Origin of the sequence: Pseudomonas sp. CAM1A, assembly GCF_047501685.1 — a bacterium.
Lineage (GTDB): Bacteria > Pseudomonadota > Gammaproteobacteria > Pseudomonadales > Pseudomonadaceae > Aquipseudomonas.
Window position 1 is genome coordinate 308,214 of record NZ_JBFNXP010000001.1, and the last position, 23,191, is coordinate 331,404.

The following is a 23,191-nucleotide window of genomic DNA, read 5'->3' on the forward strand; positions in this document are numbered from 1 at the left end:
CATCGGGGCCGCATGGCGGCCCCTATCTATTGTGCTGCGGTGCCTGCATGCCGACCACGCCTTACCTCCACGACCAGCACCTGCTCGAGCGCTTCCAGGCCCTTGACCACTTCCTGCTGCAGCACCAGCAGCTGTGGCGCCCGCGCCCGTTCAACCACTTGCGCCTGGACTGGGAAGACGAGCACGCCGAGCTGTCCCACTGGCTGCGCCAACGCACCCTTGAACAAGCCGAAGCCCCCGAGCAACCGGCGGCCCCAGCGCCATTTCCACAACTGGCCGCCCAGGCACAGACACTGTCCGCTGTCGGCGAGCTGCCCGATGCCGGCTTGCACCCCGCCGGCCACCGTCTCGACGTCAACGTCCCCGGCCGCAAGTGGCAGCAGATCGAAGCCTTCAGCCGTCGCCTGGCGTTCGGCCAACCGGTGCGGCACTGGCTCGACTGGTGCTCCGGCAAAGGCCACCTGGGCAGGCGCCTGCTGCAACCCGGCCAGCAGCTGACCTGCCTGGAGTACGACGCCGAGCTGGTCAGTGCCGGCAAGGTCCTGAGCGAGCATCACCACCTGGCTGCCACCCATGTCCACCAGGACGTCATGGCCATGGATAGCGCCCGGCATCTGGATGGCGACAAGAGCGCGGTCGCCCTGCACGCCTGCGGCGACCTGCATGTGCGTCTGCTGCAACTGGCAAGCCAGCAGGGGTGCAGACAGATCGCGGTGGCGCCCTGCTGCTACAACCGCATCCAGGGCAAGCGCTATCAGCCGCTCTCCGGCGCCGCCCAGGCCTCGGCCATTGCCTTGACCCAGGAAGACCTGGGCCTGCCGCTAAGCGAGGCGGTCACCTCCAGCCAGCGCACTCGGCGCCAGCGCGACCAGTCCATGGCCCGCCGCCTTGGGTTCGACCTGCTGCAGCGCCAGCAACGAGGGGTGGACGAATACCTGCCCACCCCTTCGCTGCCGGTCAGCTGGCTGGCAAAGCCTTTCGAGCAGTACTGTCGCGACTTGGCCGAACTCAAGCAGCTGACGATCAGCGGCCATCCCGACTGGGCTGCCCTGGAGGCAGCCGGCCAGCAACGCCTGGCCCAGGTGCGTAACCTTGAGCGAGTGCGCAATCTCTTCCGCCGCCCCCTGGAGATGTGGCTGGTGCTCGATCGCGCCCTGTTCCTGCTGGAACATGGTTACAAGGTTCGTGTCGGCGTTTTCTGCGACTACCCGCTGACGCCTCGCAATCTGCTGGTGCTGGGTGAGCGCGACGCAACGCCGCAGCGCGGTTGACAGCCTGTGGATAAGTCTGTGTACAAGCTTGTGATGAAAATCACGAAATCTTGGATCCTTGGGCTATTTGCGCTGCTTTGCTTATTCCGTCATGGGCCTCAAAGCCAGTAAAAACAGGCCTTTGCGCAAAGACCGGTGGTAGCGCCGGGCGGCATGCCTTTCGCGCAAGCAGCCAATGCCACTTGTGCATAAGCAATTTTGCCAAGCGCTTTGCCAGGGCCTTTGTCAAGCCAGTTTGAGCAAGCCCATGCCTACCAGCAGCAACACAAGACCCAACCAACCACGCCCAGCCAGACGCTGACCGAACAAGGCCCAGCCCATGGCCACAGTGGCAAGGATGCCGAAGCCACCCCAGATGGCGTAGGCCAGCGACAGATCGATGTCCTTCACCGCCTGCGCCAGCGCGGTGAACGCCGCCAGCACGCAGAGGATCGAGGCCAGGCCCAGGCCTTTGCGGCGGAAACCGTCGGAATACTTGAGCAGTAGGTTGGCCAGCACCTCCAGCACGATGGCGAGGCCCAGCCAGGCAAATGGAATCAGCATGGCACGGCCTCCCCTTCACGTTCGACGGGCTTTGCGCGGGTACCGGCCTTGACCAGCAGGATGCCGGCGATCATCACCGCCAGGCCCAGGGCCTTGGTCCAGCCCAGGCTCTCGCCGAGCCAGAGCACGCTGATCAAGGTGATCAGCACGATGCCGAAACCTTCCCACAGCGCGTAGGCCACACCCACCGGCACGCGCTTGACCGCCAGGGCCAGGAAGAAATACGACAGACAGATCATGACGTACATGACGGCATGCCCCATCAAGGGGAAATGAGTGGCGGCGAGTTTCATCGACGCCGTGCCGATCACCTCGAAGGTGATGGCGACGATCAGGTAGATCCAGGAACGCATGGTGCCCTCCCATGGGCGACAGCGGCCGAGCGCACAGGCATCGGCGCCAGACAGAGAACGTTTACGGCTGTAGAGGGAGGGTGGCGCTAGAGGTCGCCGGTCCAGTGACGTTCACGGGAAACCAGGCGGGAGGAGGAGAGGAGCTTGAAAGCTTTACTGTTCAACATAATGAACACAAGATTAGCTGAGCTGATCGATTAAGTCAAAACGATAGGTTAGGACTAATTATTTCTCACGGAAAATAGATGGCTTCAGGAAGATCCCCTTAAAGCCTGCTGAAAGCTTCGTAAATTATATTCCCCATGTTCGTTCTCTGGGGATGGCCCTGCGGTTACGCAACCCTCTTCCGCGTGGGAGCGGGCTGGCCTCGCGATCACCGGCAAGGCCGGTGCCAAGCGCAGACCCTCCTCCTGCGACAAACCGTCGCCATGAGGCAAAACACAAAATTAATTATTGTTTTACGATAATTATTCAAGAATAATCCGCCCCGTTCATCACTGTACGGAGGCACCCCATGAACAGTAGATCCGTGGCCTATGCGCGTTCGCGCCTACGCACCATCGGCGCATTCGCCGCCTACCTGGCCTGGACAACCGCGGTCGTCGAGCTGACCATCACGCCGTTGCTCTTCATCTTCGACTTTCCCGAGATCTTCAACGGCTACCTGCAAGCCTACGGCGACCAGATGCCCCTGCTGCTCGAACCCGGGTACAAGGCATCCCCCCTGGCCGTCGGCCTGGTATTGGCCGTGGACATGATTCCCACGCTGATTTCCGTTGTAGCCCTCAGCCTGACCGGCCTGTTCTTCCATCGCCTCTCACGTGGGCAGACCTGGACCTCGGCCAACATCAAGCTGCTGTGGTGGGTCGGCCTGCTGTGCATCTTCACCCCGTTGCTGTGGCCGGTAACCTATACCTTGCAAGGCCTGGCCCTGGCCATCGACCTGCCGGCCGGCGAAAGGAGCTTCAGCTTCTCGATCGGTGTATCATCGCTGGCTGTCTACGAGATCATGAAAGGCATCCTGCTGTGTGCCTTCTCGCTGCTCATGCGTGACGCCAAGACCATCAGCGATGAACACAACTGTTATGTCTGACTGCTCCCTATGCCGATAATCATCCGCCTCGACGTCGTCATGGCCCGGAACAAGATACGTTCCAAGGACCTGGCGGAAATCATCGGTATCACGGAAGCGAACCTGTCGCTGCTGAAGAACGGCAAGATCAAGGGTTTCAAGATCGAGACCCTGGAGAAGCTGTGTCGCGCCCTGAACTGCCAGCCCGGCGATTTGCTGGAGTTCAGCGACGAATGATCAAGGACTGCAACACCCATGGCACTTTTCCACAATGGTCTGGCCGCCCTCGTGCTGGCCTGCCTGGCCCTGGCCCTGACCGGCTGCGGCCCGAGCTACACCTATAGATACTCGCCACCGCCCAGCGCGCATGGCATGAACTGCATCAACAGCTGTTCGACGGAGCGCAACCACTGCAAGCAGATGGCCCGCCTGCAGGACAACAGCGAACGAGCGCTGTACCAGGCCGAGATGAGGGCCTACCAGTACTGCCAGAACGGCAAGAGCAAGAAGGAAGCGCGTCACAGTTGCCACTACCCGAGCTACCCCTTCAACACGGGGAGCAGCTACAGTTGCGGCAATGACTACGACTCCTGCTACATGGCCTGCGGCGGCACCATCCAGCGCATCCTGAACAAAGACTGATCCCGGAACGGACTCGAACATCGTGAAACACACCAAGCCTTTCGCCCTGCTGACCCTCGCCCTGGCCATGACCGGCTGCGCCAACAGCCTGCCAAACAGCAAGCCGGCCCCGTTGCACTGGAACATGCCCGGCATGCAGCTGGGCGGCGACCGCGGCCTGCCCCTGCACAACGCCGACGGCAGCTGCCGCAAGCGCGGCTGCGACAACGGCAAGCTGTTCTTCAACCCCGGCCAGCCCGAGCCAAGCGTCAACTCCATCCATCGCGGCTGGTAGGAAAATTCTCCTTTCAGTTCGGTGACTTAGGGTTTTGTGCGCTGGATGCAACGAAGTGGTTTACAGCGCCGAATCCATCGCTATAATGACGCCCCTGTGCCGGTATAGCTCAGATGGTAGAGCAACTGACTTGTAATCAGTAGGTCCCGGGTTCGATTCCTGGTGCCGGCACCATACGCAGTACTCAAAAGGCTCACCGAAAGGTGGGCCTTTTTGGTTTTCGGCATTGCAAATCAGCCTCGACCCTACCCGGCTCGTGATTCAACATCTCGATGCCAAAGTGATCGGTGCAGGTCCGGCTGTCATGTGTTGCCTGCTTCTGGCCTCATCGCCGACAAGCCAGCTCCCACAGGAACTGTACAAAGCTCAAGGTCGATGCGGTCGGTGCAGGAGCTGGCTTGCCTGCGATGGACTGCACAGCAGCCCCAGCAATCCCAAGGAAGACCGTGATTCTCTGCCCAACAGCGCGGCCCAAAAGTTGACACAAACTCAAAAAGAAACGCTTTGACTTGCCCATCATGCCCAGCTACGATTTTATCTTAAATTTTAGATAATTTTGCTGAGGCAAGCCAATGGCGCTTCAATTCCACGAGAGCCCTTTCCACGCCACCCATGATGCCGAGACGGCCAGCAAAATGGCCTTGAAAATGGACTTGTCCATCTTCATCACCGACTGCATCAAAAAAATGGGCCTCAAACAGCACGAGGCCGCAGCCAGGCTGAACGTAACCCAGTCACGGGTATCCGAATTGGCTAATGGCAAGATCGAGAAATTCACCCTGGACGCCATGCTGGACATGCTCGACAAGCTTGGCTTTCGCACGAGCCTGACTCTACCGTCTAACGACGCCAATTCACCTCCCCAGATCGTCATCACCCCAAGTGTGTGATAGCTAAACCCTGTAACCCATCTTACGCAGCTCGCGCTTCAGCTCCTTCATCCGCTCCTCAGCCACCTGCATCGCGTGCCGGTCGGACCTGTTGGTCGTTTTCACGAACGAATGCAGCACAACGACCATGTCCGCGAATTTGGCCACATACACTCATCGGAATGCCGGGCTGCCGTTTATGATCAGCTCGATCGCACCCGCCCCTACTGATTCCGTCAACGACTTGATGGGCCGACCTGGGTCCTGGCCATACTGGATGCGTCGCAGGTCTTTGCCGAAATCGTCCTGAACGTCCTGGGGTAGGTCTTTGTATTCACGTTCTGCGGCTGCACTGACAAACGCAAATTTTTTCAACGGACTATCCACGACAAGAAACTGGAGGGCCGGCAGGGATGCCGGTGGGTGGGGAATTTAACGCAGTCGGTTGCAGTTGGCGGTGCTAGAAATGTTGCGCGATATGAGTCTCGACGAATGTCGGGGCTTTTTCGTTTCAGCCCTGCGACACATTGCCCACCCTCTCCGCTTCTTGTTCTCCCTCAATAAACCTTACGTTTAAAGCGGCTATTCCTGTGCCCGACGACTTTCGTCGACTTAAGGAGAAGTCCCATGAACGAGCAAGAAGGCGTGTCCCTGACCCGGCGTGGCATGCTGGCCGGTACTGTGTTGCTGGGCGTCGGTGCCTCGGCGCTTGGCAGTGGCCTGGCCCAGGCCGCGACCGCTTCGCCCGCTGCCGGCCAGGTGCCTGACCTGGCGAAACTGGAGCGGATAAGCGCCGAACTGGTGGCGCCGCCGCAGGTGCCCCCCCACAGCCAGCGCGCTCCCGGCAAGCCGCGGATTGTCGAGTTCCGCATGGTCATCGAGGAAAAGGAGCTGGCCATCGACAGCGCCGGTGCCTATATCCACGCCATGACTTTCAACGGCTCGGTGCCTGGCCCGTTGATGGTGGTGCATGAAGGCGACTACGTGGAGCTCACGCTAGTAAACCCGGCCAGCAACAGCATGATGCACAACATCGACTTCCACGCCTCCACCGGCGCCTTGGGCGGCGGTGAGCTGACCCACGTGAAACCCGGCGAGCAAGTGATACTGCGCTTCAAGGCCGACCGTGCCGGGGTGTTCGTGTATCACTGCGCGCCGGGCGGGGCGATGATCCCCTGGCATGTGGTGTGCGGCATGAATGGCGCGATCATGGTGCTGCCCCGTGACGGTTTGAAGGACCCCGAGGGCCGCCCGTTGCAGTACGACAAGGTCTGGTACATCGGCGAGCAGGACTACTACATCCCGCGCGACAAGGACGGCAAGTACAAGCGCTACGCCAACCCCATGGCCAGCTTCGGCGACATGAGCCAGCTGATGAAGGGGCTGGTGCCCAGCCATGTGGTGTTCAACGGCAGCGTCGGCGCCCTGACCGGCAAGCAGGCGCTCACCGCCAAGGTGGGCGAGACCGTGCTGATCGTTCACTCCCAGGCCAACCGTGATACCCGCCCGCACCTGATCGGCGGACACGGCGACTACGTCTGGGCCTCGGGCAAGTTCGCCAACCCGCCGCAGCGCAACCTGGAGACCTGGTTCATCCCCGGCGGCGCGGCGGGGGCGGCGTTGTACACCTTCCGCCAGCCCGGGCTGTACACCTACCTCAACCACAACCTGATCGAGGCGGTGATGCTCGGCGCCGCCGCGCATGTGCAGGTGGAGGGGCAGTGGAATGACGACCTGATGAAACAGGTGCAGGCGCCCGGGCCGATCCGCTAGCGGTATTGATCCGGATCAAGCCCCTTGGCCATGCGCGGCATAGCCTGAGCGCAGGCATCCACTTCATGGAGGGAGACCATGGCCAAGCGATTTCCCACGAACCCCAGCCATCCCGAACGGATCTGCTGGGGCTGCGATTTGTACTGCCCGGCCAAGGCGCTGGCCTGCGGCAATGGCGCGGACCGGACCATGCACCCGGTGGAGTTGTTCGGCGAGGATTGGGAACAGCTTGATGATCATCTGGATGCGACCATGACCACAGAGCACGCCACGCCCGGCCAGGAAATGCCGCTCAACCAAAAGTCTGAATGAACGGCGCCGCGCACGCCTTGATGGCGGCAACCACCTTGGGTGCCTGATCGCAAAGTGCGGACTCCCTGGCCAGTGTTCGCTCCAATGCTTCAAGCTGATTGCGAATGACTTCAGCCGGGTTGCTTACGTCGCAAAGCGGAGCGAAGTCCAGCAGGCCTTGCCGCGACGCAAACAAGGATTTGTTGCCGGATAGCGAAAGCGCCAGCACGTCTTCCGGTATGTAAGCCGTGGTATTGACGATGTCGTACGCCGGAGCCAGGCGCGCATCGCGTCGAAGAGGATCGGTGTACAACAACCCGAAATTTTTCAGATGGGCATCACCATTTCCGACGATACAGCTGAGCGCAACCATCTCGAACAGTTGCCGCAGCGATTGCCGAAGATGCTCAGGCGCGCAGAACAGGCGGATCGCCTTGGCAATGGCAGCGTAGCTCTTGCTGTACTTCTGTTCGGCGCCAAGCCCCATCAAGGCAGCCATGTCTTCGAAACCAAGTGGATTGTTCTGCTCGTCACGATCGAAACGGCGCATGACGAACAGCTTGCCGTTGTCGGACAAGAAGAATTGAGGCACTGCCAGGCCAGAGCTTTGCGCAACCGACATGCACAGGAATTCGTTGATCGCCAGGCCCGGGAACTCGTCGCGCCCGCTCTTGATGATCAGCTCGGCGGTTTTCGAGGTAAAGCGCTGTGACAACGGGTCCAGTTGCTCCGGAACCAAGACCTTCGGCTGCACACCAGAAATGCCTGCGCGCAGAATGTAGCGATCCACCAGATCGGCGAAAATATCCTCTCCCCCATCCCATGAAAGGATGTTCGCCAGCTTCTCTCCCGGAAACGTCTGCCGCCGCAGCAATGTGTCCACTACCTGCGAACTGACATGCACACGCCCGATCGGCGAGCTGCTGCCGGACAACGCCAGGAGAAGCATGGGGTCGACCTGAACGATCTTCGCCAGGCGGTTGCGCAATTGCTCGAGTACATACCCTTCCGGCAAATTCATCTGGAATACCGGATGCAACTCGCGATGCCTGTATTCCTCGGTGCGGACCGGCATCAACAGGCTGATCGCCGCATCAGCGACGGTATGCGGGCCATAGCGGAAGAGGTAGTCGCCTGCACTGGTCAGCAATGCTCCACTGTCACCCTCGGGTGTCGCGACTATCAGCGGCGTCATTCGAACATCCCCTCGATTTCGTCAAGCGTCGGCATCACCGCCGCAATGACCTGCAGTTCGCAGCCGAGCGCCGCCAATGCACGTGCATAAGCACCGATGGCCACTGACAGGCTACCTTTCTCCATGGCAATGATCTTTTGCCGGGTGATACCGGCCAATGTTGCGAGCGCCTGCTGGGTCAATCCCCGGTTAAGCCTTCGCGTGCGAACCTGCGCGCCCAGGCGCTCAACGATCAATGAGTGATCCATGTTCTTTATACGTGACAAATCTATATGAATGTAACGTATAAGGAACATGATCAAAAATCAACCAACATCAACGGTGCAAAAGTTTTTCCTAGAACGCCGTGCTCACCGTCACCGCCAGGTTGCGCGGGTCGCCATAGATCGCCCCGGCATAGAACCCGTAACGGGTGTAGTAGTGCTTGTCGAACAGGTTGTTGGCGTTGAGGCTGACGCTGGTGTCGTCGGTCACCTGGTACTTGGCCATGGCGTTCCAGATCGCATAGCCCGACCAGTTGACGTCGGTGGCGCTGCGGCTGACGCCGTTGCTCGGCTGCCCGGCAGGGGTGGACACCGCGCGGATGTTGCTTTGCGCGGTCACGCCGGCGCCCAAGGTCAGGCGGTCCAGCGGGCCGGACAGGCGATAGGTGGTCGAGGCCTTGAACAGGTGTGAGGGGTCGCTGCGCCCGTCGCTGTCCAGGCGGCGGAAGTGCAGGTAGGTGTAGCCGGCATAGACGTTCCAGTTCGGGGTCAGGGCACCGGCGACTTCCAGGTCGATACCGTCGGTTTCCTGGCCGGAACCGGCCTTGTAGGCTGTGGCGCCGGTTGGCGTCAGCAGGTCGCCGTCCATCACCGCCTTGTTTTCCTGCTTGGTGCGGAAGTAGGCCGCGGACGCGTTTAGCCGACCATCGAACCATTCACCTTTGATCCCGATTTCGTAGCTCTGGCCACGGATCGGCTCGACCTTGGTGCCACTGACGCTCTCTTCGGTCTGCGGGTTGAAGATGTCGGTGTAGCTGGCGTACAGCGAGTAGTTGTCGTCCAGGTCGTACACCGCGCCCAGGTAAGGGGTGACGATGCCGTTGTTCTGCTGGTTGCTGCGCGCACCGTTGACGCTGACGGTGGTGGCCGAATAGTCGGTGCTGCGCACACCAAGGATGAGCGACAGGGGGTCGGTGACGCTCAGGCGAGTGGCGGCATACATGCCCTGCAGGCGGGTGGTGGTCTTGCTGTGCAGGCCGGTTTTCGAGGCCAGCATGGCGTAGTCGTCGTCCACGCCGTCGAGCCAGTTGCTCAGCCCCAGGCCATTGTTCGCCCGGAACTGGCAACCTACTCCACTGTTCACTGCCTTGCCGCCGCCGACCATGCTGCAGGTGTACTGCGGTGACCAGGCCACGGTGCGGCTGTCGTTGTAACCGACCATCGCCTGATGGGTGCGCCCGAACAGTTGGAATGGGCCGGACAGGTCGATCTGCGCCGATTGCTGGGTGGTGTCGGTGGAGCTGTGCAGGCCGTTGAGCACCGCGCCGCTGCCGTCCTGGTTCCAGTAGCCGCCGTAGACGCCGCGGCCGGACGAGTTGACCTTCGCCAGGCCACGGTGGTTGAGCGCCTCGCCGCTGCTCTGGGCGACCTTGAGGTCCAGGCTCCAGTCGTTGTCGAAACGGTGCGCCAGCGAGCCGAAGGCGGTGCGGGTGATGTACTCGCCAAAGCTCCAGCTGGGTACCACGTTGGTGCTGCGCGGCAGGTCGGTCTTGCTGCCGTCGCCGTACCAGATCGGGATGTTGGCGCCCCAGCCGCCGCCGACCACTTTGCTGTACTCGTACTGGTAGCCGGCACCCAGGGTGGTGGCATCGTCCAGGTCGAATTCGAAGTTGGCCAGGGCCGCGCGGGAGCGTTCGGACTGGTTGTCGCGGAACGAGCCGGCATCCTGCTGGGTCATGACCAGGCGCGAACGCAGGCGGCCGTCCTCGGACAGCGGCAGGTTCAGGTCGGCACCCAGGCGGCGCTTGTCCCAGCTGCCGTAGGTGGCGTAGGCGCTGCCACCGAAGGTCCGGGTCGGCGCCTTGCGGATCAGGTTGACGGTGGCCGAGGGGTCGCCGGTACCACCGAGCAGGCCGTTGGCGCCGCGGACGATGTCGATGCGCTCGTACAGGTCCATGTTCAGCGCGTTGCCGCCGCCGCTGAAGTCCGAACCGCCGGGGAACTGCAAGCCATCGATCTTCCAATTGCTGATCGAGTAGCCACGGGCGCGGAAGTCGGTTCGCCCGCCCACCTCCATCTTGCTCATGCTCACGCCCGGCGTGGTGTCCAGGGCCTGCTCGAGGGTGTGGATATCACGGTCTTCCATTTGCTGGCGGGTAATGCTGGTGACCGACTGTGGCGTCTGCCGGGGTGTCAGCTGCAAGCCTGTGGAGCTGCGTGTGCTCTGCACGGTGTAGCCGATCTGGCCGCTGTCGTCGGCGACCGGCAGTGCACTGCTGTCGATGTTGGTGGCGCCCAGTTCCAGCACCGGGCCATCAGCGAAGGCGGTGCCGCTAAGCCCGAGGGCCACGAAGAAGGCAATCGGGGAGAGGCGACTGCCGCCTCGTACCAAAGGGATTGTGTCGGTCATGATGCTCTTGCATACCATTTGGGAAGGCTTCGTATTCGCAGATGATTTTTTGTTACGATTCTAGGCATCTGCCCCTTCGGCTCCATGGACGGCATGTACGGGGATGTAATCGAACGTAATGAGCCTCACAGCTCTCCTTTGCACAGGTGCCCCACAACCATGAGCACGACCTTGCTGGTCGTCGACGATGACGACGAGATCCGCGAACTTCTCTGCGATTACCTGGCGGACGCCGGCTATGAGGTATGTGCCGCCGCCAACGGCGAGCAGATGCGCGAACAGCTGGCCCGGCACAAGGTCGACCTGGTGGTACTCGACCTGATGCTGCCCGGCGAGGACGGCCTGAGCCTGTGCCGGCAGTTGCAGGCGCAGCCGGGCTTGGCGGTGGTGATGCTGTCGGCCAGGGGCAGCACCCTGGACCGCATCATCGGCCTGGAAGTAGGCGCCGATGATTACCTGGCCAAACCCTTCGAGCCCCGCGAGCTGGTCGCCCGGATCAAGGCTGTGCTGCGCCGCCCCCAGCGCCTGGAGGCAGAGCCCGAAACGTCGACCAGCGAGCCACAGCTGTTTGCAGGCTTGCGGCTCGATCACGTCAAACGGTTGCTCGTGCACCCGGACGGCCAAGCCTTCAACCTGCCACGCTCCGACTACCGTGTCCTGCGTGAACTGCTGGACGCCAACAACCGCGTAGTCTCCAGGGACCTCCTGACACGCAGCGCGTTCGGCCGCGACCATCTGCCCGACGACCGCTCGGTGGACATGTGCATCAGCCGCCTGCGCCAGCAACTGCGCCGGGCGCCAGGCCAAGGCGCGCAGATCCTCACCATCCGCAACGAAGGCTATCTGCTGAGCCTGGCCCGCGAAGCGTTGGGCGCCTGAGGTGCGGCTGCTTCGCCGGCTGTGGCCGCGCACGCTGTTCGGCCAACTGCTGTTGATCATGATCAGCGGCACGCTGGTGATCCAGTTGATGTCCAGCAGCATCTGGTTCGACGTACGCTTCGCCCAGGTGCTAGAAGCGCCGGTGCGGCTGATCGCAGCGCGCAGCGCCCCCCTGATCGCCCAGGCCGAGTGCCATGGCGCGGCACGCCAGGTACCAAAGCATTACCAGCTGCGTTGCGCCGAAGCGCCGCCAGAGGGTGAGCATGACCAACGGCGAGGCTGGCGGCGCATCGAGCTGTTGCTGCATCAGGCACTGGCCTATGAACTGGGCAACGATGCGCGGCCGAGGTTGCTCAAGGTCCGGCTCACCGACGAACTGGGCCAGCCCATCGTCTGGCGCAGCCTGTTCGGCTTGCGCACCGCCCAGGCACATATCGAGTTTGCCGTGCCCCTCGCCGATGGCCACTGGCTGGTCATCGATGGCCAGGAGTTGCAGGGCTGGAGCGGCGAGTCGGCGTGGGTGCTGATCAGCGACTATCTGCTGCGGGTCTATGCCCTGCGCATCGCCGCCGTGCTGGTGGTATGCCTGGTGGCGGTGCGCTTGTGCCTGCGCCCGCTGCGCCGCCTGGCCGATGCCGCCCGTGGCCTGGGTGGCAATCTGGAACAGGCGCCGTTGCCGCTGGACGGCCCCGAGGAAGTACGGCACGCCGCCCAGGCCTTCAACGCCATGCAGCAACGGCTGATCCGCATGGTCAACGACAAGGCTTACTTCCTCGCCGCCGTGTCCCACGACCTGCGTACGCCGCTGACGCGCATGCGCCTGCGCCTGGAACGGCTGGAGGACAGCGAGCACAAGGAACGCCTGCGCCAGAACATCGCGCAGATGGACGGCATGATCGGCCAGGTGCTCGACTACCTGCGGGCGGGCGAGCAGCAGAACCTGCAAGCGATCGACCTCGACCGCCTGGTGGCACGCCAATGCGCGGATTTGGCCAGTGCCGAAGAGCCTTTGCCGATCCATGGCCAGGTGGGCCTGACCCAGGTAGACGCCCTGCTGCTGCAACGGTGCCTGCAAAACCTGCTGGTCAATGCCCTGCGTTATGCCAGGGAAGTCGCGGTAGTGCTGGAAAGCACGCCAACCGACGCTTACATCCACATCGATGATCGCGGCCCAGGTATCGACCCGGGCTTGCTGGCGACTGTCACCGAGCCCTTCGTGCGCGGCGAGGGCTCACGCAACCAGGCCTCTGGCGGCTATGGGCTGGGGCTGAGCATCGCCCAGCGCATCGTTGCCAGCCATGGCGGCGAACTGAAGCTGGTGAATCGCCAAGGGGGCGGGTTGCGGGTCAGCGTGCGATTGCCCCGGGGCAAAATCGCCTGATTATTTGCCGTCACCCTGCAGGATCCTGAGCGCCGCTTCGGCCAGGAAGCCCGAACGGCTCTTGTGCTCCGGGTGACTCTGTACGTAGCTGTCGATGCGGGTGAGCAGGTACGCCGGCAAGGTGATGTTTAGCTTCTCGGCCTTGCCCAGGTAGCGGGTGATGTCGATATCGATCAACGCCCAGGTGCAGCCGACATAGGCGGGATTGGCCGCATGCACGCCGACCTTGCTGGCCCTGGGGATTTCCAGCTGGTCCTGGGCGAGCAGTTCGAGGTGGCCTTCGATCGCTTCACGCGCCATGGCGATGGCGTTGTCGAGGTCTTCGCCCGCCGAAAAGCAGCCGGGGATATCCGGGACTTCCACACCCCAGGCGTGCTGGTCGTCACCGGGGAGGATCGCGATAGGGAACAACATGGTGATGAGTCTCCTCGTCAGCTGGCGTAGCCGATGCCCGGCCGATCGGTGGTTAGTATAACCACCGACAGACAGTTATCAACACCATACCCACCCTTTCGACAGGTGGGCTGCCAAGACGAGAAGAATGGAGCAACGACCGGGAGAAATGGTGCGGAATCTTGCAGCAGGGAGAAGCGTCAGATTGTTCAGAGCACGGCCAATGCTTTTGCCTTCAACACTTGCAGATCCATCACCGGCACCCCGACCCGCTTGGCCATCTCGTCCCACTCGCGCAGGCGCAGGCTGACCCCGAACAACGGGTCGGCCTCGAACGCATCGGCTTCGGCAGCGTTCATCATCCCACCCTGGTACGCCAAGGTGCGTCGGCTGGCTTCACTCAAACGGTCGTAGTATCCGGGCTGGCGCAAGGTCAGGTAGCGCTTGGCCTCGACGTGGTACTGCACCAGCCTGGCCAGCCGCTCGCTGAAACCACACCGGCGCAAATACTCGGCACCAATGCGCTCATGGCTGACGACGCCATAACCGCCCATGTCCTCGCCCTCGCACAGGTGGCCGATATCATGGAAGAACGCAGCCAGGATCACTTCGTCATCGTAGCCTTCGGCCATGGCCAGCTGGGCTGCCTGGGACATGTGCTCGAGCTGGGTGATGGCCTCGCCGATGTAGTCGGCGCTGCCATGGCGTCCATAGAGGGCAAAGATGTCGCTGACGGTCTGGGAGGATGTCGTCATGCCGCAGGCTCCTGTTCTGACGGGTCTGACGCCATCGCGGGGCAAGCCCGCTCCCACGAACGTGCAGGAACAGGCTCGCTGCGCGATGACGGTTTACTGTTGGGCGACCTTTTCGGATTTGCCATCGTAGCGCTTGCGCCACTCAGCGAGAATCTGGTCACGGTTCTTCGAGGCCCAGGCAAAGTCGTTCTTGATCAGGCGCTGCTCATAGTCGGCCGGCAGTTCGGTCTGCGGCTTGGCGATGCCCGGGGCGGCGAGCACGGCGAAGTTCTCCTTGTACAGCTCCATGGCGGCAGGGCTGGCGGAGAAGTCGGCCAGGCGCTTGGCGGCATCGGCCTTCGGCGAGCCCTTGATCACCGCCGTGGCCTCGATCTCCCAGCCCAGGCCCTCCTTGGGCAGGACGATGTCCAGCGGCGCGCCCTGGCGCTTGAGCTGCACGGCCGGGTACTCGAACGAGATGCCGATCGGGAACTCACCTGCCGCCGCCAGCTTGCATGGCTTGGAGCCGGAATGAACGTACTGGCCGATGTTCTGGTGCAGTGCGTCCATGTAGGCCCAACCCTGCGGCTCGCCAAAGGTCTGCAGCCAGGCGCTCACATCAAGGAAGCCCGTACCGGACGAGGCCGGGTTGGGCATGACGATCTTGCCCTTGTACTCCGGCTTGGTCAGGTCCTGCCAGCTCACCGGCTTGCTCAGGCCCTGCTTCTCGGCCTCGATGGTGTTGAAGCAGATGGTCGCGGCCCACACGTCCATGCCTACCCAGGCCGGTGGATTGGCGGCATCGCGGTAGTTGGGCGAGATCTTGCCCAGGTCCTTCGGCGCATAAGCTTCGAGCATGCCGTTCTGGTCGAGGATGGCCAGGCTCGATGCCGCCAGCCCCCACACGGCATCGGCCTGTGGGCGCTCTTTTTCGGCCAGCAGCTTGGCGGTGATGATGCCGGTGGAGTCGCGCACCCATTTGATCTCGATGTCCGGGTTGGCCTTCTCGAAGGCCTGCTTGTAGCTCTTGAGCTGCTCGGCCTCCAGGGCGGTGTAGACGGTCAGCTGGGTCGCGGCCGAAGCCTGCAGGCTGAACACGGCGGATACGGCAGCGGCAAGTGCGAGGGGCTTGAACATGATGCGGTTCCTATTGGTATGGGCAGTCGGTCAATGGCCAGGAGCGCGTTGGCGCCAGGCCTGGGAGCGGCGCAGCAGGCCGCGCGAAGCGCCGGCCAGCAGCAGGGAGGCGGCGGCGCTGGTCAAAAGGATCAGGGTCGACATGGCGGCCGCGCCGCCGACATTGCCGGCGTCGTCCATGTTCAGCACGGCAACGGCGGCGAGGATGGTGTCGGGGCTGTAGAGGAAGATTGCCGCCGACACGGTGGTCATCGCCGAGACGAACAGGTAGCGGATGATGTCCAGCAGCGCCGGCAGGCAGATTGGCACGGTGACTCGCACGAAGTGCTTGTACAGCGGCGCCTTGAGCGACAGCGCGGCGGCTTCGAACTCGCCGTCGAGCTGGCGCAGGGCGGTGGTGGCGGTCATCTGCGCGGTGGTCAGGTAGTGGGCGATGGTGCACACCACCAGCAGCGCCATGCTGCCGTAGAACACGTGCAGCGGGTTGCCGTTGAGGTTGAAGAAGAACACGTAGCCCAGGCCCAGCACCAGGCCGGGCACCGCCATGGGGATGAAGCTGAGCAGGCGCAGCAGTTGATTGAGCAGGCGCTGGCCTTGGGTCTTCTCCATCAGGTAGGCACCGGTGAAGATCACCACGCTGCCGATCAGCGCGGTGGCGATGGCCATGGTCACGCTGTTGCGGTAGGCCAGCCAGCCGCCACCAGCGGTGTCTTCAAACATGTAGTGCTTGAGCGACAGCGACAGGTTGTACGGCCAGAATTTGACCAACGACGAATACACCGCCATGCCGACCACCCCCAGCAGCGCCGCGCAGACCAGCAACACGATGGCCAGGTAGCAGCCATCACGCAGCTTCGATGGTTTGGGCTCGAACACCTGGGCGCGGCCGCTCATGGCCTCGCCCTGGCGGCGACGCAGCCAGGCATCCACGGCAAAACTGAGCAGCGCCGGCACCAGCAGCACCATGCCGATCAGCGCACCACGGCCGAACTGCTGCTGGCCGACCACCGCCTTGTAGGCTTCCAGCGCCAGCACCTGGTAATCGCCACCAACCACCACGGGTACACCGAAGTCGGTGATGGTCAGGGTGAACACCAGGCAGAACGCCGCGAACACCGCCTGGCGCGTGGCCGGCCAGGTGATGCTGAAGAATGCCCGGGCAGGGCCCGCGCCCATGCTCGAAGCGGCATCGAACAGCCGTGCGTCGGCCAGTGACAGCGCCGAAAGCAGGATCATCAATGCATGAGGGAAGGTGTAGATGGCCTCGCCAAGCACGATGCCCCAGAAGCCGTAGATGTTGTCGCTAAGCAGCCCGCGCAGCAGGCCCTGGTTGCCGAACAGGTAGACCAGCGCGATCGCCGGCAGCATCGACGGCGCCAGCAGCGGCAGCAGCGAAATGCCACGCCACAGCCCCTTGGCCGGGATCAACGTGCGTTGCAGTGCATAGGCGAACAGGTAGGCCAGCGGCACGACGATGGCGGCAACGGTGAGGGCCACCGACAGGCTGTTGCCGAGCAGCCAGTGGAAGTTCGCGCTGGCAAACAGTTCGCGGGCGGCCAGCAGCCCCCCGCCCTGCCCGGCTTCAGCGCTGAAGCCACGCCAGAAGATCGCCAGCAACGGCAGCAGCACCGCCAGCACCAGCAGGCTCAGCAACAGGCTCTTGCCACCGACGACGAACAGCCGGTCGCCCAGGGCGACGCCGTTGCGTGGCCTGCCGTTGGCGTGAGTGAGCGGCAGGGTCATGGGCGCGGCCATCTCAGGCGAACACCTGCAGGCTCTGCGGCGGCAGGGCCACCCAGATGTCCTGCGAACCCAGGCGCGGCATGGCTTCGGGCGCAAGCTCCGCGAGCAACGCATGGCCCGGCAGGGCCTCGAGTTCGAAGCTCATGCGGCAGCGATTGCCGAGGAAGGTAACTTCCCGGACCTTGGCCGGGAACAGGTTTTCCTCGTGCACCACCGGATTGACGGTGATCGCCTCGGGACGGCAGAACAGTCGGCCGCTGCTGACGGTGCTGGCGTTGTCGGCCAGGCGCATGTGCATGCCGCCGACCTGGGCGTGGCTATTGCTGCTGCGCTGGAACGGCAGCCAGTTGCCCTGGCCGACGAACTCCGCAACGAACGGCGTGGCCGGCTGGTCGTAGATCTCCTGGGGCGTGGCGTACTGCTCGACCTGGCCGTTGTTCATCACGGCGATGCGGTCGGCCATCAGCATGGCCTCGTCCTGGTTGTGGGTGACCATCAGCGTGGTGATGCCCAGCTGGCGTTGCAGCTGGCGCAGCTCGGTGCACAGGTGCTCGCGAACACGGGCGTCGAGGGCCGACATGGGTTCGTCGAGCAGCAGCAGCGAGGGCGACGGGGCCAAGGCGCGGGCCAGGGCCACACGCTGCTGCTGGCCGCCGGAGAGCTGGCCGGGGTATTTCTTCTCACTGCCGGCCAGGCCCACCAGCTCGAGCATTTCGCTCACCCGCTGGCGCGAAGCCTCGCGATTGCTGCCGGTCAGGCCATAGGCGATGTTGGCTTCGACGGTGAGGTTGGGGAACAGCGCGTAGGACTGGAACAGGATGCCGTAGTCACGGGCCTGGGGCGGCAGCTCGGAGATATCGCGGTCGCCGATGTACAGCGTGCCGCGATCCTGGCGCTCGAGGCCGGCGATGCAGCGCAGCAGGGTGGTCTTGCCGCAGCCCGAGGGACCGAGCAGGCACACCAGCTCGCCAGCGGCGATGTCGAGGGACACGTCGTTGAGCGCGGTGAAAGCGCCGAAGCGTTTGTGGATGCCGCGCACTTTCATCTGTGCGCCCGGGGTCACGTGGTTCATGGCAGGTCCTCATCGAAGCGATGGGGGCCATGCTAGGCAGGCTGTGCGAAGGTTCTGTGGCGTTGGGGCAAAAGCCGGTGATAGTGGTATAGGCAGATTTTGTAGTGGCCTCGCGATCGGCCCCTGTCAGAACTGCGAACCCATCACCTCCTGCGCCACCCCCAGGAACGCCGCCGGCAACCGCGCCTGGCGCCGCTCTTTCAGGCAGTACAGGTACTCGTGCATCACCGGTGCATCGTCCAGCGCCAGCACCCGCAGTTCGGGGTTATGCGGCACTTCATGGCGGGCAATGATGCTGATGCCGATATTGCGCAGCACCGCCTCGCGGATCGACTCGCGGCTGCCGATCTCCAGCAGCGCCCCAGGCTTCACGCTGGCGTCCTGCATCATCTGCTCGGTGAGCTTGCGCGTGGTCGAGCCTTGTTCGCGCATCAGCAGGCAATGCCCGACGACCACATCGATGGAAACGGCCTGGCGCTGGGCCAACGGATGATTGCGGTGTACCGCCACCACCAGCGGGTCGGTGCCCAGCACCCGGCGCACCAGGCGTGCATCTTCGAGCAATTGCGACGAGGCGGCGATATCCACCCGGTAGTCCTCGAGCATCTCGAGCACCTGCTGCGAGTTGCCGATTTCCACTGCCACTTCCACTTGCGGCAGGCGCTCGCGGAAGATCTTCACCAGGTCGAGGATGTAGTACGGCGCGGTGGCGGCGATGCGCAGGCTGCCCTGGGCCTGGCCGCTGTTGCGCAGCTCGAATTCGATGTCGGCTTCCTGCTGCAGCAGCGCCTTGACCATCGGCAGCAGGCGCACACCCTCCTCGCTCAGCACCAGGCGCCGGCCGCCGCGGTAGAACAGCTCGACGTCGTACTGGCCCTCGAGGTTGCGGATCTGCGTGGTCACCGTGGGCTGGCTGAGCCCGAGCTTCTTCGCCGCTAGGGTGATGCTGCCCAGGCGGGCCACCATGTAGAAGGCTTTGAGCTCGGCGCTCAGCATTGGCAGAACCTCTTTTTCACGCCGCAGGGGTTATTTGCGCAACAGGCGCAGACCGTTGAACACCACCAACAGGCTCACGCCCATGTCGGCGAACACCGCCATCCACATGGTGGCCATGCCGGCGAAGGTGATTGCCAGGAAGATTGCCTTGATCCCCAGGGCCAGCACGATGTTCTGGGTGAGGATCGCCGCGCTTTGCCGCGACAGCCTGACGAACGCCGGGATTTTGCGCAAGTCGTCGTCCATCAGCGCCACATCGGCGGTCTCGATGGCGGTGTCGGTGCCAGCGGCGGCCATGGCAAAGCCGATCTCGGCGCGGGCCAGGGCCGGCGCGTCGTTGATGCCATCGCCGACCATGCCGACCCGATGCCCCTGGGCGTACAGGTTCTCGATGCTGGCGAGCTTGTCCGCGGGCAGCAGGTTGCCCTCGGCGCGGTCGATCCCCACCTGGGCCGCGATGGCCTGGGCGGTGTGGGGATTGTCGCCGGTCAACATGACCGTCTTGATACCCAGCGCGTGCAGCTCGGCGATGGCCTCGCGGCTGCTGTCCTTGACCGTATCGGCCACGGCGAACAACGCCAGCGGACCGGAGCGGTCGAGCAGCAGCACCACGGTCTTGCCCTGGCGCTCAAGCACATCCAGTTGCGCTTCCAGCTCCGGGGAGCACAGGCCGAGCTCCTCCACCAGGCGATGGTTGCCCAGGTGGTAGGTCTGGCCCTCGATATCGCCGCGCACACCGCGACCGGCCAGGGCGGCGAATTCGGTCACCTCACTCAAGGCCAGGCTCTGGTCCCTGGCGAACAGGGCGATGGCACCGGACACCGGGTGGTCGGAGCGGGCAGCCAGACTGGCGGCCAGGGCTTGGGCGCGGCCTTCGAACAGCGGGTCAAGCACCTTGCTGTCGGTCTGCACCGGTTTGCCGTGAGTGATGGTGCCGGTCTTGTCCAGGGCCAGGAAGTCCAGCTTGCGCCCGCCTTCGAGGTACACGCCGCCCTTGATCAGGATGCCCTTGCGCGCCGCCGCGGCCAGGCCGCTGACGATGGTTACCGGGGTAGAGATCACCAGGGCGCACGGGCAGGCCACCACCAGCAACACCAGGGCACGGTAGATCCAGTCGAACCAGGCACCGGCCATGAACAGCGGCGGGATGAGCGCCACAGCGAGCGCTACCGCAAACACGACGGGGGTGTAGATGCGCGAGAACTGGTCGACGAAGCGCTGGGTCGGCGCACGGGCGCCCTGGGCTTCTTCGACGGCCTTGATGATGCGGGCCAGGGTCGATTGACCAGCGGCGGCCGTGACGCGGTATTCCATCGCGCCGGCCTGGTTGATGGTGCCGGCGAACAGCTTGTCGCCGACCGTCTTCTCGACCGGCAGGCTTTCACCGGTGATCGGCGCCTGGTCGACACTGGACTGGCCACTGACCACTTCGCCGTCCAGGCCGATGCGCTCGCCCGGGCGCACCCGCACCCGCGCACCGATTGCCACCTCGCGCACCTCGACCTCAAGCCATTGGCCATCGGCCTGTTGCACGGTGGCCATGTCCGGTGCCAGTTGCATCAGCCCGCCGATGGCATTGCGCGCGCGGTCCAGTGAACGGGCTTCGATCAGTTCGGCAACGGTGAACAGCACCATGACCATCGCCGCTTCCGGCCACTGGCCGATCAGCACGGCGCCGGTCACGGCAATACTCATCAGCGCATTGATATTGAGGTTGCGGTTTTTCAGGGCAATCCAGCCCTTCTTGTAGGTACCGAGGCCGCACCCGAGGATGGCAGCCAGGGCCAGCGCGGCGACCACCCACTCCGGCGCCTTGCCGGAGAAGTGCACGATTTCGGCGGCAATTGCCGCAACACCGGACAGCGCCAGCGGCCACCAACGGGTCTTGCTGGCCTGGGGCGCACTGGCGGCGCCATCATCCTCGGCGGCCAAGGGTTCGGCCTTCATGCCCAGGCTATCGATGGCCCGCTCGATCTCGGCGGTGCCCTGCAGCGTATGGCGCACGCCGAGCACACGGTTGATCAGGTTGAATTCCAGCTGCTCGACCCCGGCCAGCTTGCCCAGCTTGTCCTGGATCAGGGTCTGCTCGGTAGGGCAGTCCATGGCCTCGATGCGGAAGCGGCTGAGCTGCGCCTGGGCGCTGGCCTTTTCGGTCAGTTGCACCAGAGCCGGGGCGGCCTTGCTGGCGCAGCAGCCGTGGGCGTGGGGCGCGTGGCCATGATCGTGATCGTCACCATGGGCGTGATCATGCTTGTGGTCGGGGCTGACAGGCTGGTTCATGGAATCATCCTTAACTGAGCACTGGCCTCTGTAGAGATCCACAGAGTGGGTTGTTGCCAAGTGAACACCCTGTAGCCACTATAGGGTCAAGCCCTTTGCAGGAGATTTGCCATGAAGATCGGAGAACTGGCCAAGGCCACCGACTGCGCCGTGGAGACCATCCGCTACTACGAGCGCGAACAGCTGCTGCCGGAACCTGCCCGTAGCGACGGTAACTACCGGCTCTACACCCAGGCCCACGTCGAGCGCCTGACCTTCATCCGCAACTGCCGCACCCTGGACATGACCCTCGATGAGATCCGCAGCCTGTTGAACCTGCGCGACAGCCCCGATGGTTCATGCGGCAGCGTCAACGCGCTGATCGACGAGCATATCGAGCATGTGCAGGCGAGGATCGATGGGCTGGTGGCGCTGCAGGCGCAGCTGGTGGAATTGCGCCAGCAATGCAATGCGCAGGGGGCGGAGTGCGCGATTCTGCAGCAGCTGGAGACCAATGGTGCGGTGACGGTGCCGGAGACCGAGCATTCCCATGTAGGGCGCAGCCACGGGCATTGATGCCAAAAGCATCGCGGGGCAAGTCGCATCGGCGCACCGCCGCTCTCACGTTTGCATTGGGTCACGTGGGAGCGGCGGTGTGCCGATGCGACTTGCCCCGCAATTGCGTCAGCTCAGGCGATGAAGGTCTGTCAGACCGCCATCGGCGCCGTCATCGGCGCATGGTGCTCATAGCCTTCCAGCCAGAAGTCGCTCGGTTCGATCTTCTCCAGCCACTCCGGCTCGTACTTGCCGGTCTCGGCGAACGCCGGCACGCGGTCGCTGATCACCAGCTTCGGTGCCGCCAGCGGTTCACGCTTCATCTGCTCATTGAGCATATCCAGGTGGTTCTCGTACACATGGGCGTCGCCGATGAAGTAGGTGAACCAGCGCGGGGTGTAGCCGGTCAGGCGGCCGAACAGCGACAGCAGCGCCGCGCCCTCGGTGAGGTTGAACGGCGTGCCCAGGCCCAGGTCGTTGGAGCGGATGTAGAGGGTCAGGGAAATTTCCCGGGTCTCGACATTCGGGTGGAACTGGTACAGCAAGTGGCATGGTGGCAGGGCCATCTCGTCGAGCTGGGCGCAGTTCCAGCCGTGGAACAGGATACGGCGGCTGCCCGGGTCGTTGGCGATGGTGTCCAGGCACTGGCGCACCTGGTCGATGGCCTTGTAGAGGATGACAAATGCCTGGCCGTCCTCCTCGTCCTGGGCGATACGGCGGAAGCCGGCCTGCTCGGCCATCTCGATGGCCGCCGGGTTGCTCAGCGGGATGCGCTTGTAGCCGGGCCACTGGCGCCATTGCACACCGTAGATTTCGCCGAGGTCGTCATGCCCCTGGCGGAACGGGTTGGCCAGCCACTGGGCGTTTTCGTTGGCGTTCTGGTCCCAGACCTTGCAGCCCAGTTCGCGGAACTCGCCGGCGTTTCTCACGCCGCGCAGGAAGCCGACCATCTCGCCGATCGCCGACTTGAACGCCAGCTTGCGCGTGGTGATGGCCGGGAAGCCCTTCTGCAGGTCGAATTTGAGCATCGCGCCCGGCAGGCTGATGGTGCGGATACCGGTGCGGTTTTCCTGCAGCGTGCCGTTGTCGATGACGTCACGGACCAGATCTAGATACTGTTTCATGGCTTACCTGTAACAAGAACGG

General features: G+C 63.5%; 24 protein-coding genes, 1 tRNA gene and 1 pseudogene. 12 read left to right on the forward strand and 14 right to left on the reverse strand.

Translation table 11 applies throughout. The annotated features are described in order from the left end of the window. Window positions 1–47: 47 nt before the first annotated feature. Window positions 48–1,271, forward strand: a complete 1,224-nt coding sequence (locus ABZO33_RS01405; RefSeq protein ID WP_414534560.1) for a methyltransferase — start codon at window positions 48–50, stop codon at window positions 1,269–1,271. Window positions 1,272–1,496: 225 nt separating this feature from the next. Here ABZO33_RS01405 and mdtI read toward each other — a convergent pair whose 3' ends face one another. Together mdtI and ABZO33_RS01415 are read right to left on the reverse strand one after the other, a co-directional pair. Then, window positions 1,497–1,814, reverse strand: a complete 318-nt coding sequence (gene mdtI, locus ABZO33_RS01410) for a multidrug/spermidine efflux SMR transporter subunit MdtI (RefSeq protein WP_414534561.1) — start codon at window positions 1,812–1,814, stop codon at window positions 1,497–1,499. Then, window positions 1,808–2,167 carry an SMR family transporter gene (locus tag ABZO33_RS01415; RefSeq protein ID WP_267302581.1) on the reverse strand — a complete coding sequence of 120 codons (360 nt, stop codon included), beginning with the start codon at window positions 2,165–2,167 and terminating at the stop codon, window positions 1,808–1,810. Before ABZO33_RS01415 ends, mdtI begins: the two co-directional genes overlap by 7 nt. Window positions 2,168–2,681: 514 nt before the next feature. Here ABZO33_RS01415 and ABZO33_RS01420 point away from each other — a divergent pair. The 6 genes from ABZO33_RS01420 to ABZO33_RS01445 all read left to right on the forward strand — a co-directional run bounded on the left by ABZO33_RS01420 (window position 2,682) and on the right by ABZO33_RS01445 (window position 5,045). Then, entirely contained in the window at window positions 2,682–3,260 is a 579-nt protein-coding gene (locus tag ABZO33_RS01420) for a hypothetical protein (protein ID WP_414534562.1), read from the forward strand. A 9-nt stretch (window positions 3,261–3,269) separates the two neighbouring features. Continuing rightward, entirely contained in the window at window positions 3,270–3,476 is a 207-nt protein-coding gene (locus ABZO33_RS01425) for a helix-turn-helix domain-containing protein (RefSeq protein ID WP_011536200.1), read from the forward strand. Between the two features lie 18 nt (window positions 3,477–3,494). After that, the gene (locus tag ABZO33_RS01430) at window positions 3,495–3,881 is read left to right on the forward strand and encodes a hypothetical protein (protein WP_023629981.1); all 387 of its coding nucleotides are present in this window, start codon (window positions 3,495–3,497) and stop codon (window positions 3,879–3,881) included. Between the two features lie 22 nt (window positions 3,882–3,903). Further along, the gene (locus ABZO33_RS01435; RefSeq protein ID WP_414534563.1) at window positions 3,904–4,155 is read left to right on the forward strand and encodes a hypothetical protein; all 252 of its coding nucleotides are present in this window, start codon (window positions 3,904–3,906) and stop codon (window positions 4,153–4,155) included. A 98-nt stretch (window positions 4,156–4,253) separates the two neighbouring features. Next, window positions 4,254–4,329: transfer RNA gene (locus ABZO33_RS01440), tRNA-Thr, on the forward strand. 398 nt (window positions 4,330–4,727) lie between these two features. Then, window positions 4,728–5,045, forward strand: a complete 318-nt coding sequence (locus ABZO33_RS01445; RefSeq protein ID WP_414534564.1) for a helix-turn-helix domain-containing protein — start codon at window positions 4,728–4,730, stop codon at window positions 5,043–5,045. Between the two features lie 3 nt (window positions 5,046–5,048). On the opposite strand, the pseudogene ABZO33_RS01450 reads toward ABZO33_RS01445, so the two are convergent. After that, a pseudogene (locus tag ABZO33_RS01450) lies at window positions 5,049–5,399 on the reverse strand (type II toxin-antitoxin system RelE/ParE family toxin). 252 nt (window positions 5,400–5,651) lie between these two features. Here ABZO33_RS01450 and nirK point away from each other — a divergent pair. Both nirK and ABZO33_RS01460 read left to right on the forward strand, forming a co-directional pair. Further along, complete coding sequence (gene nirK, locus ABZO33_RS01455) at window positions 5,652–6,797, forward strand: copper-containing nitrite reductase (protein ID WP_414534565.1); 1,146 nt, start codon at window positions 5,652–5,654, stop codon at window positions 6,795–6,797. A 78-nt stretch (window positions 6,798–6,875) separates the two neighbouring features. Further along, on the forward strand, window positions 6,876–7,109 hold the full coding sequence (locus ABZO33_RS01460; RefSeq protein WP_414534566.1) for a DUF3079 domain-containing protein: 234 nt from the start codon (window positions 6,876–6,878) through the stop codon (window positions 7,107–7,109). Here the strand turns inward: ABZO33_RS01460 and ABZO33_RS01465 are convergent. The 3 genes from ABZO33_RS01465 to ABZO33_RS01475 form a co-directional block, all read right to left on the reverse strand. Then, on the reverse strand, window positions 7,090–8,283 hold the full coding sequence (locus tag ABZO33_RS01465; protein WP_414534567.1) for a type II toxin-antitoxin system HipA family toxin: 1,194 nt from the start codon (window positions 8,281–8,283) through the stop codon (window positions 7,090–7,092). The two genes, ABZO33_RS01460 and ABZO33_RS01465, sit on opposite strands and share 20 nt — an antisense overlap. Beyond that, window positions 8,280–8,531, reverse strand: coding sequence for a helix-turn-helix domain-containing protein (locus ABZO33_RS01470; protein WP_094010985.1), 252 nt, complete (start codon window positions 8,529–8,531; stop codon window positions 8,280–8,282). The genes ABZO33_RS01465 and ABZO33_RS01470 overlap by 4 nt, the downstream gene beginning before the upstream one ends. Window positions 8,532–8,619: 88 nt before the next feature. Beyond that, entirely contained in the window at window positions 8,620–10,914 is a 2,295-nt protein-coding gene (locus ABZO33_RS01475) for a TonB-dependent siderophore receptor (protein ID WP_414534568.1), read from the reverse strand. 141 nt (window positions 10,915–11,055) lie between these two features. On the opposite strand from ABZO33_RS01475, the gene ABZO33_RS01480 reads away from it, so the two are divergent. Together ABZO33_RS01480 and ABZO33_RS01485 are read left to right on the forward strand one after the other, a co-directional pair. Beyond that, window positions 11,056–11,775: a response regulator gene (locus ABZO33_RS01480; protein WP_414534569.1), complete on the forward strand. Its 720-nt coding sequence runs from the start codon at window positions 11,056–11,058 to the stop codon at window positions 11,773–11,775. Between the two features lies 1 nt (window position 11,776). Further along, entirely contained in the window at window positions 11,777–13,156 is a 1,380-nt protein-coding gene (locus ABZO33_RS01485; protein ID WP_414534570.1) for an ATP-binding protein, read from the forward strand. Here the strand turns inward: ABZO33_RS01485 and ABZO33_RS01490 are convergent, their stop codons facing one another. From ABZO33_RS01490 to ABZO33_RS01520, 7 genes are all read right to left on the reverse strand, one after another. After that, window positions 13,157–13,570: a type II toxin-antitoxin system HicB family antitoxin gene (locus ABZO33_RS01490; protein WP_414534571.1), complete on the reverse strand. Its 414-nt coding sequence runs from the start codon at window positions 13,568–13,570 to the stop codon at window positions 13,157–13,159. Between the two features lie 188 nt (window positions 13,571–13,758). After that, complete coding sequence (locus ABZO33_RS01495) at window positions 13,759–14,304, reverse strand: phosphonate degradation HD-domain oxygenase (RefSeq protein ID WP_414534572.1); 546 nt, start codon at window positions 14,302–14,304, stop codon at window positions 13,759–13,761. A gap of 93 nt (window positions 14,305–14,397) precedes the next feature. Continuing rightward, entirely contained in the window at window positions 14,398–15,420 is a 1,023-nt protein-coding gene (locus ABZO33_RS01500) for a putative 2-aminoethylphosphonate ABC transporter substrate-binding protein (RefSeq protein WP_414534573.1), read from the reverse strand. 30 nt (window positions 15,421–15,450) lie between these two features. Beyond that, entirely contained in the window at window positions 15,451–17,175 is a 1,725-nt protein-coding gene (locus ABZO33_RS01505; RefSeq protein WP_414534574.1) for a putative 2-aminoethylphosphonate ABC transporter permease subunit, read from the reverse strand. 1 nt (window position 17,176) lies between these two features. Beyond that, entirely contained in the window at window positions 17,177–18,235 is a 1,059-nt protein-coding gene (locus tag ABZO33_RS01510) for a putative 2-aminoethylphosphonate ABC transporter ATP-binding protein (RefSeq protein WP_414534575.1), read from the reverse strand. Between the two features lie 126 nt (window positions 18,236–18,361). Continuing rightward, entirely contained in the window at window positions 18,362–19,231 is an 870-nt protein-coding gene (locus ABZO33_RS01515) for a LysR family transcriptional regulator (protein WP_414534576.1), read from the reverse strand. Window positions 19,232–19,261: 30 nt separating this feature from the next. Next, window positions 19,262–21,511: a heavy metal translocating P-type ATPase gene (locus ABZO33_RS01520; protein WP_414534577.1), complete on the reverse strand. Its 2,250-nt coding sequence runs from the start codon at window positions 21,509–21,511 to the stop codon at window positions 19,262–19,264. A 111-nt stretch (window positions 21,512–21,622) separates the two neighbouring features. Here ABZO33_RS01520 and cadR point away from each other — a divergent pair, with 111 nt between their 5' ends. Continuing rightward, window positions 21,623–22,066: a cadmium resistance transcriptional regulator CadR gene (gene cadR / locus ABZO33_RS01525; protein WP_414534578.1), complete on the forward strand. Its 444-nt coding sequence runs from the start codon at window positions 21,623–21,625 to the stop codon at window positions 22,064–22,066. Between the two features lie 131 nt (window positions 22,067–22,197). On the opposite strand, the gene ABZO33_RS01530 is transcribed toward cadR, so the two are convergent. After that, window positions 22,198–23,169, reverse strand: a complete 972-nt coding sequence (locus tag ABZO33_RS01530; protein WP_414534579.1) for a thymidylate synthase — start codon at window positions 23,167–23,169, stop codon at window positions 22,198–22,200. Window positions 23,170–23,191: the final 22 nt, after the last annotated feature.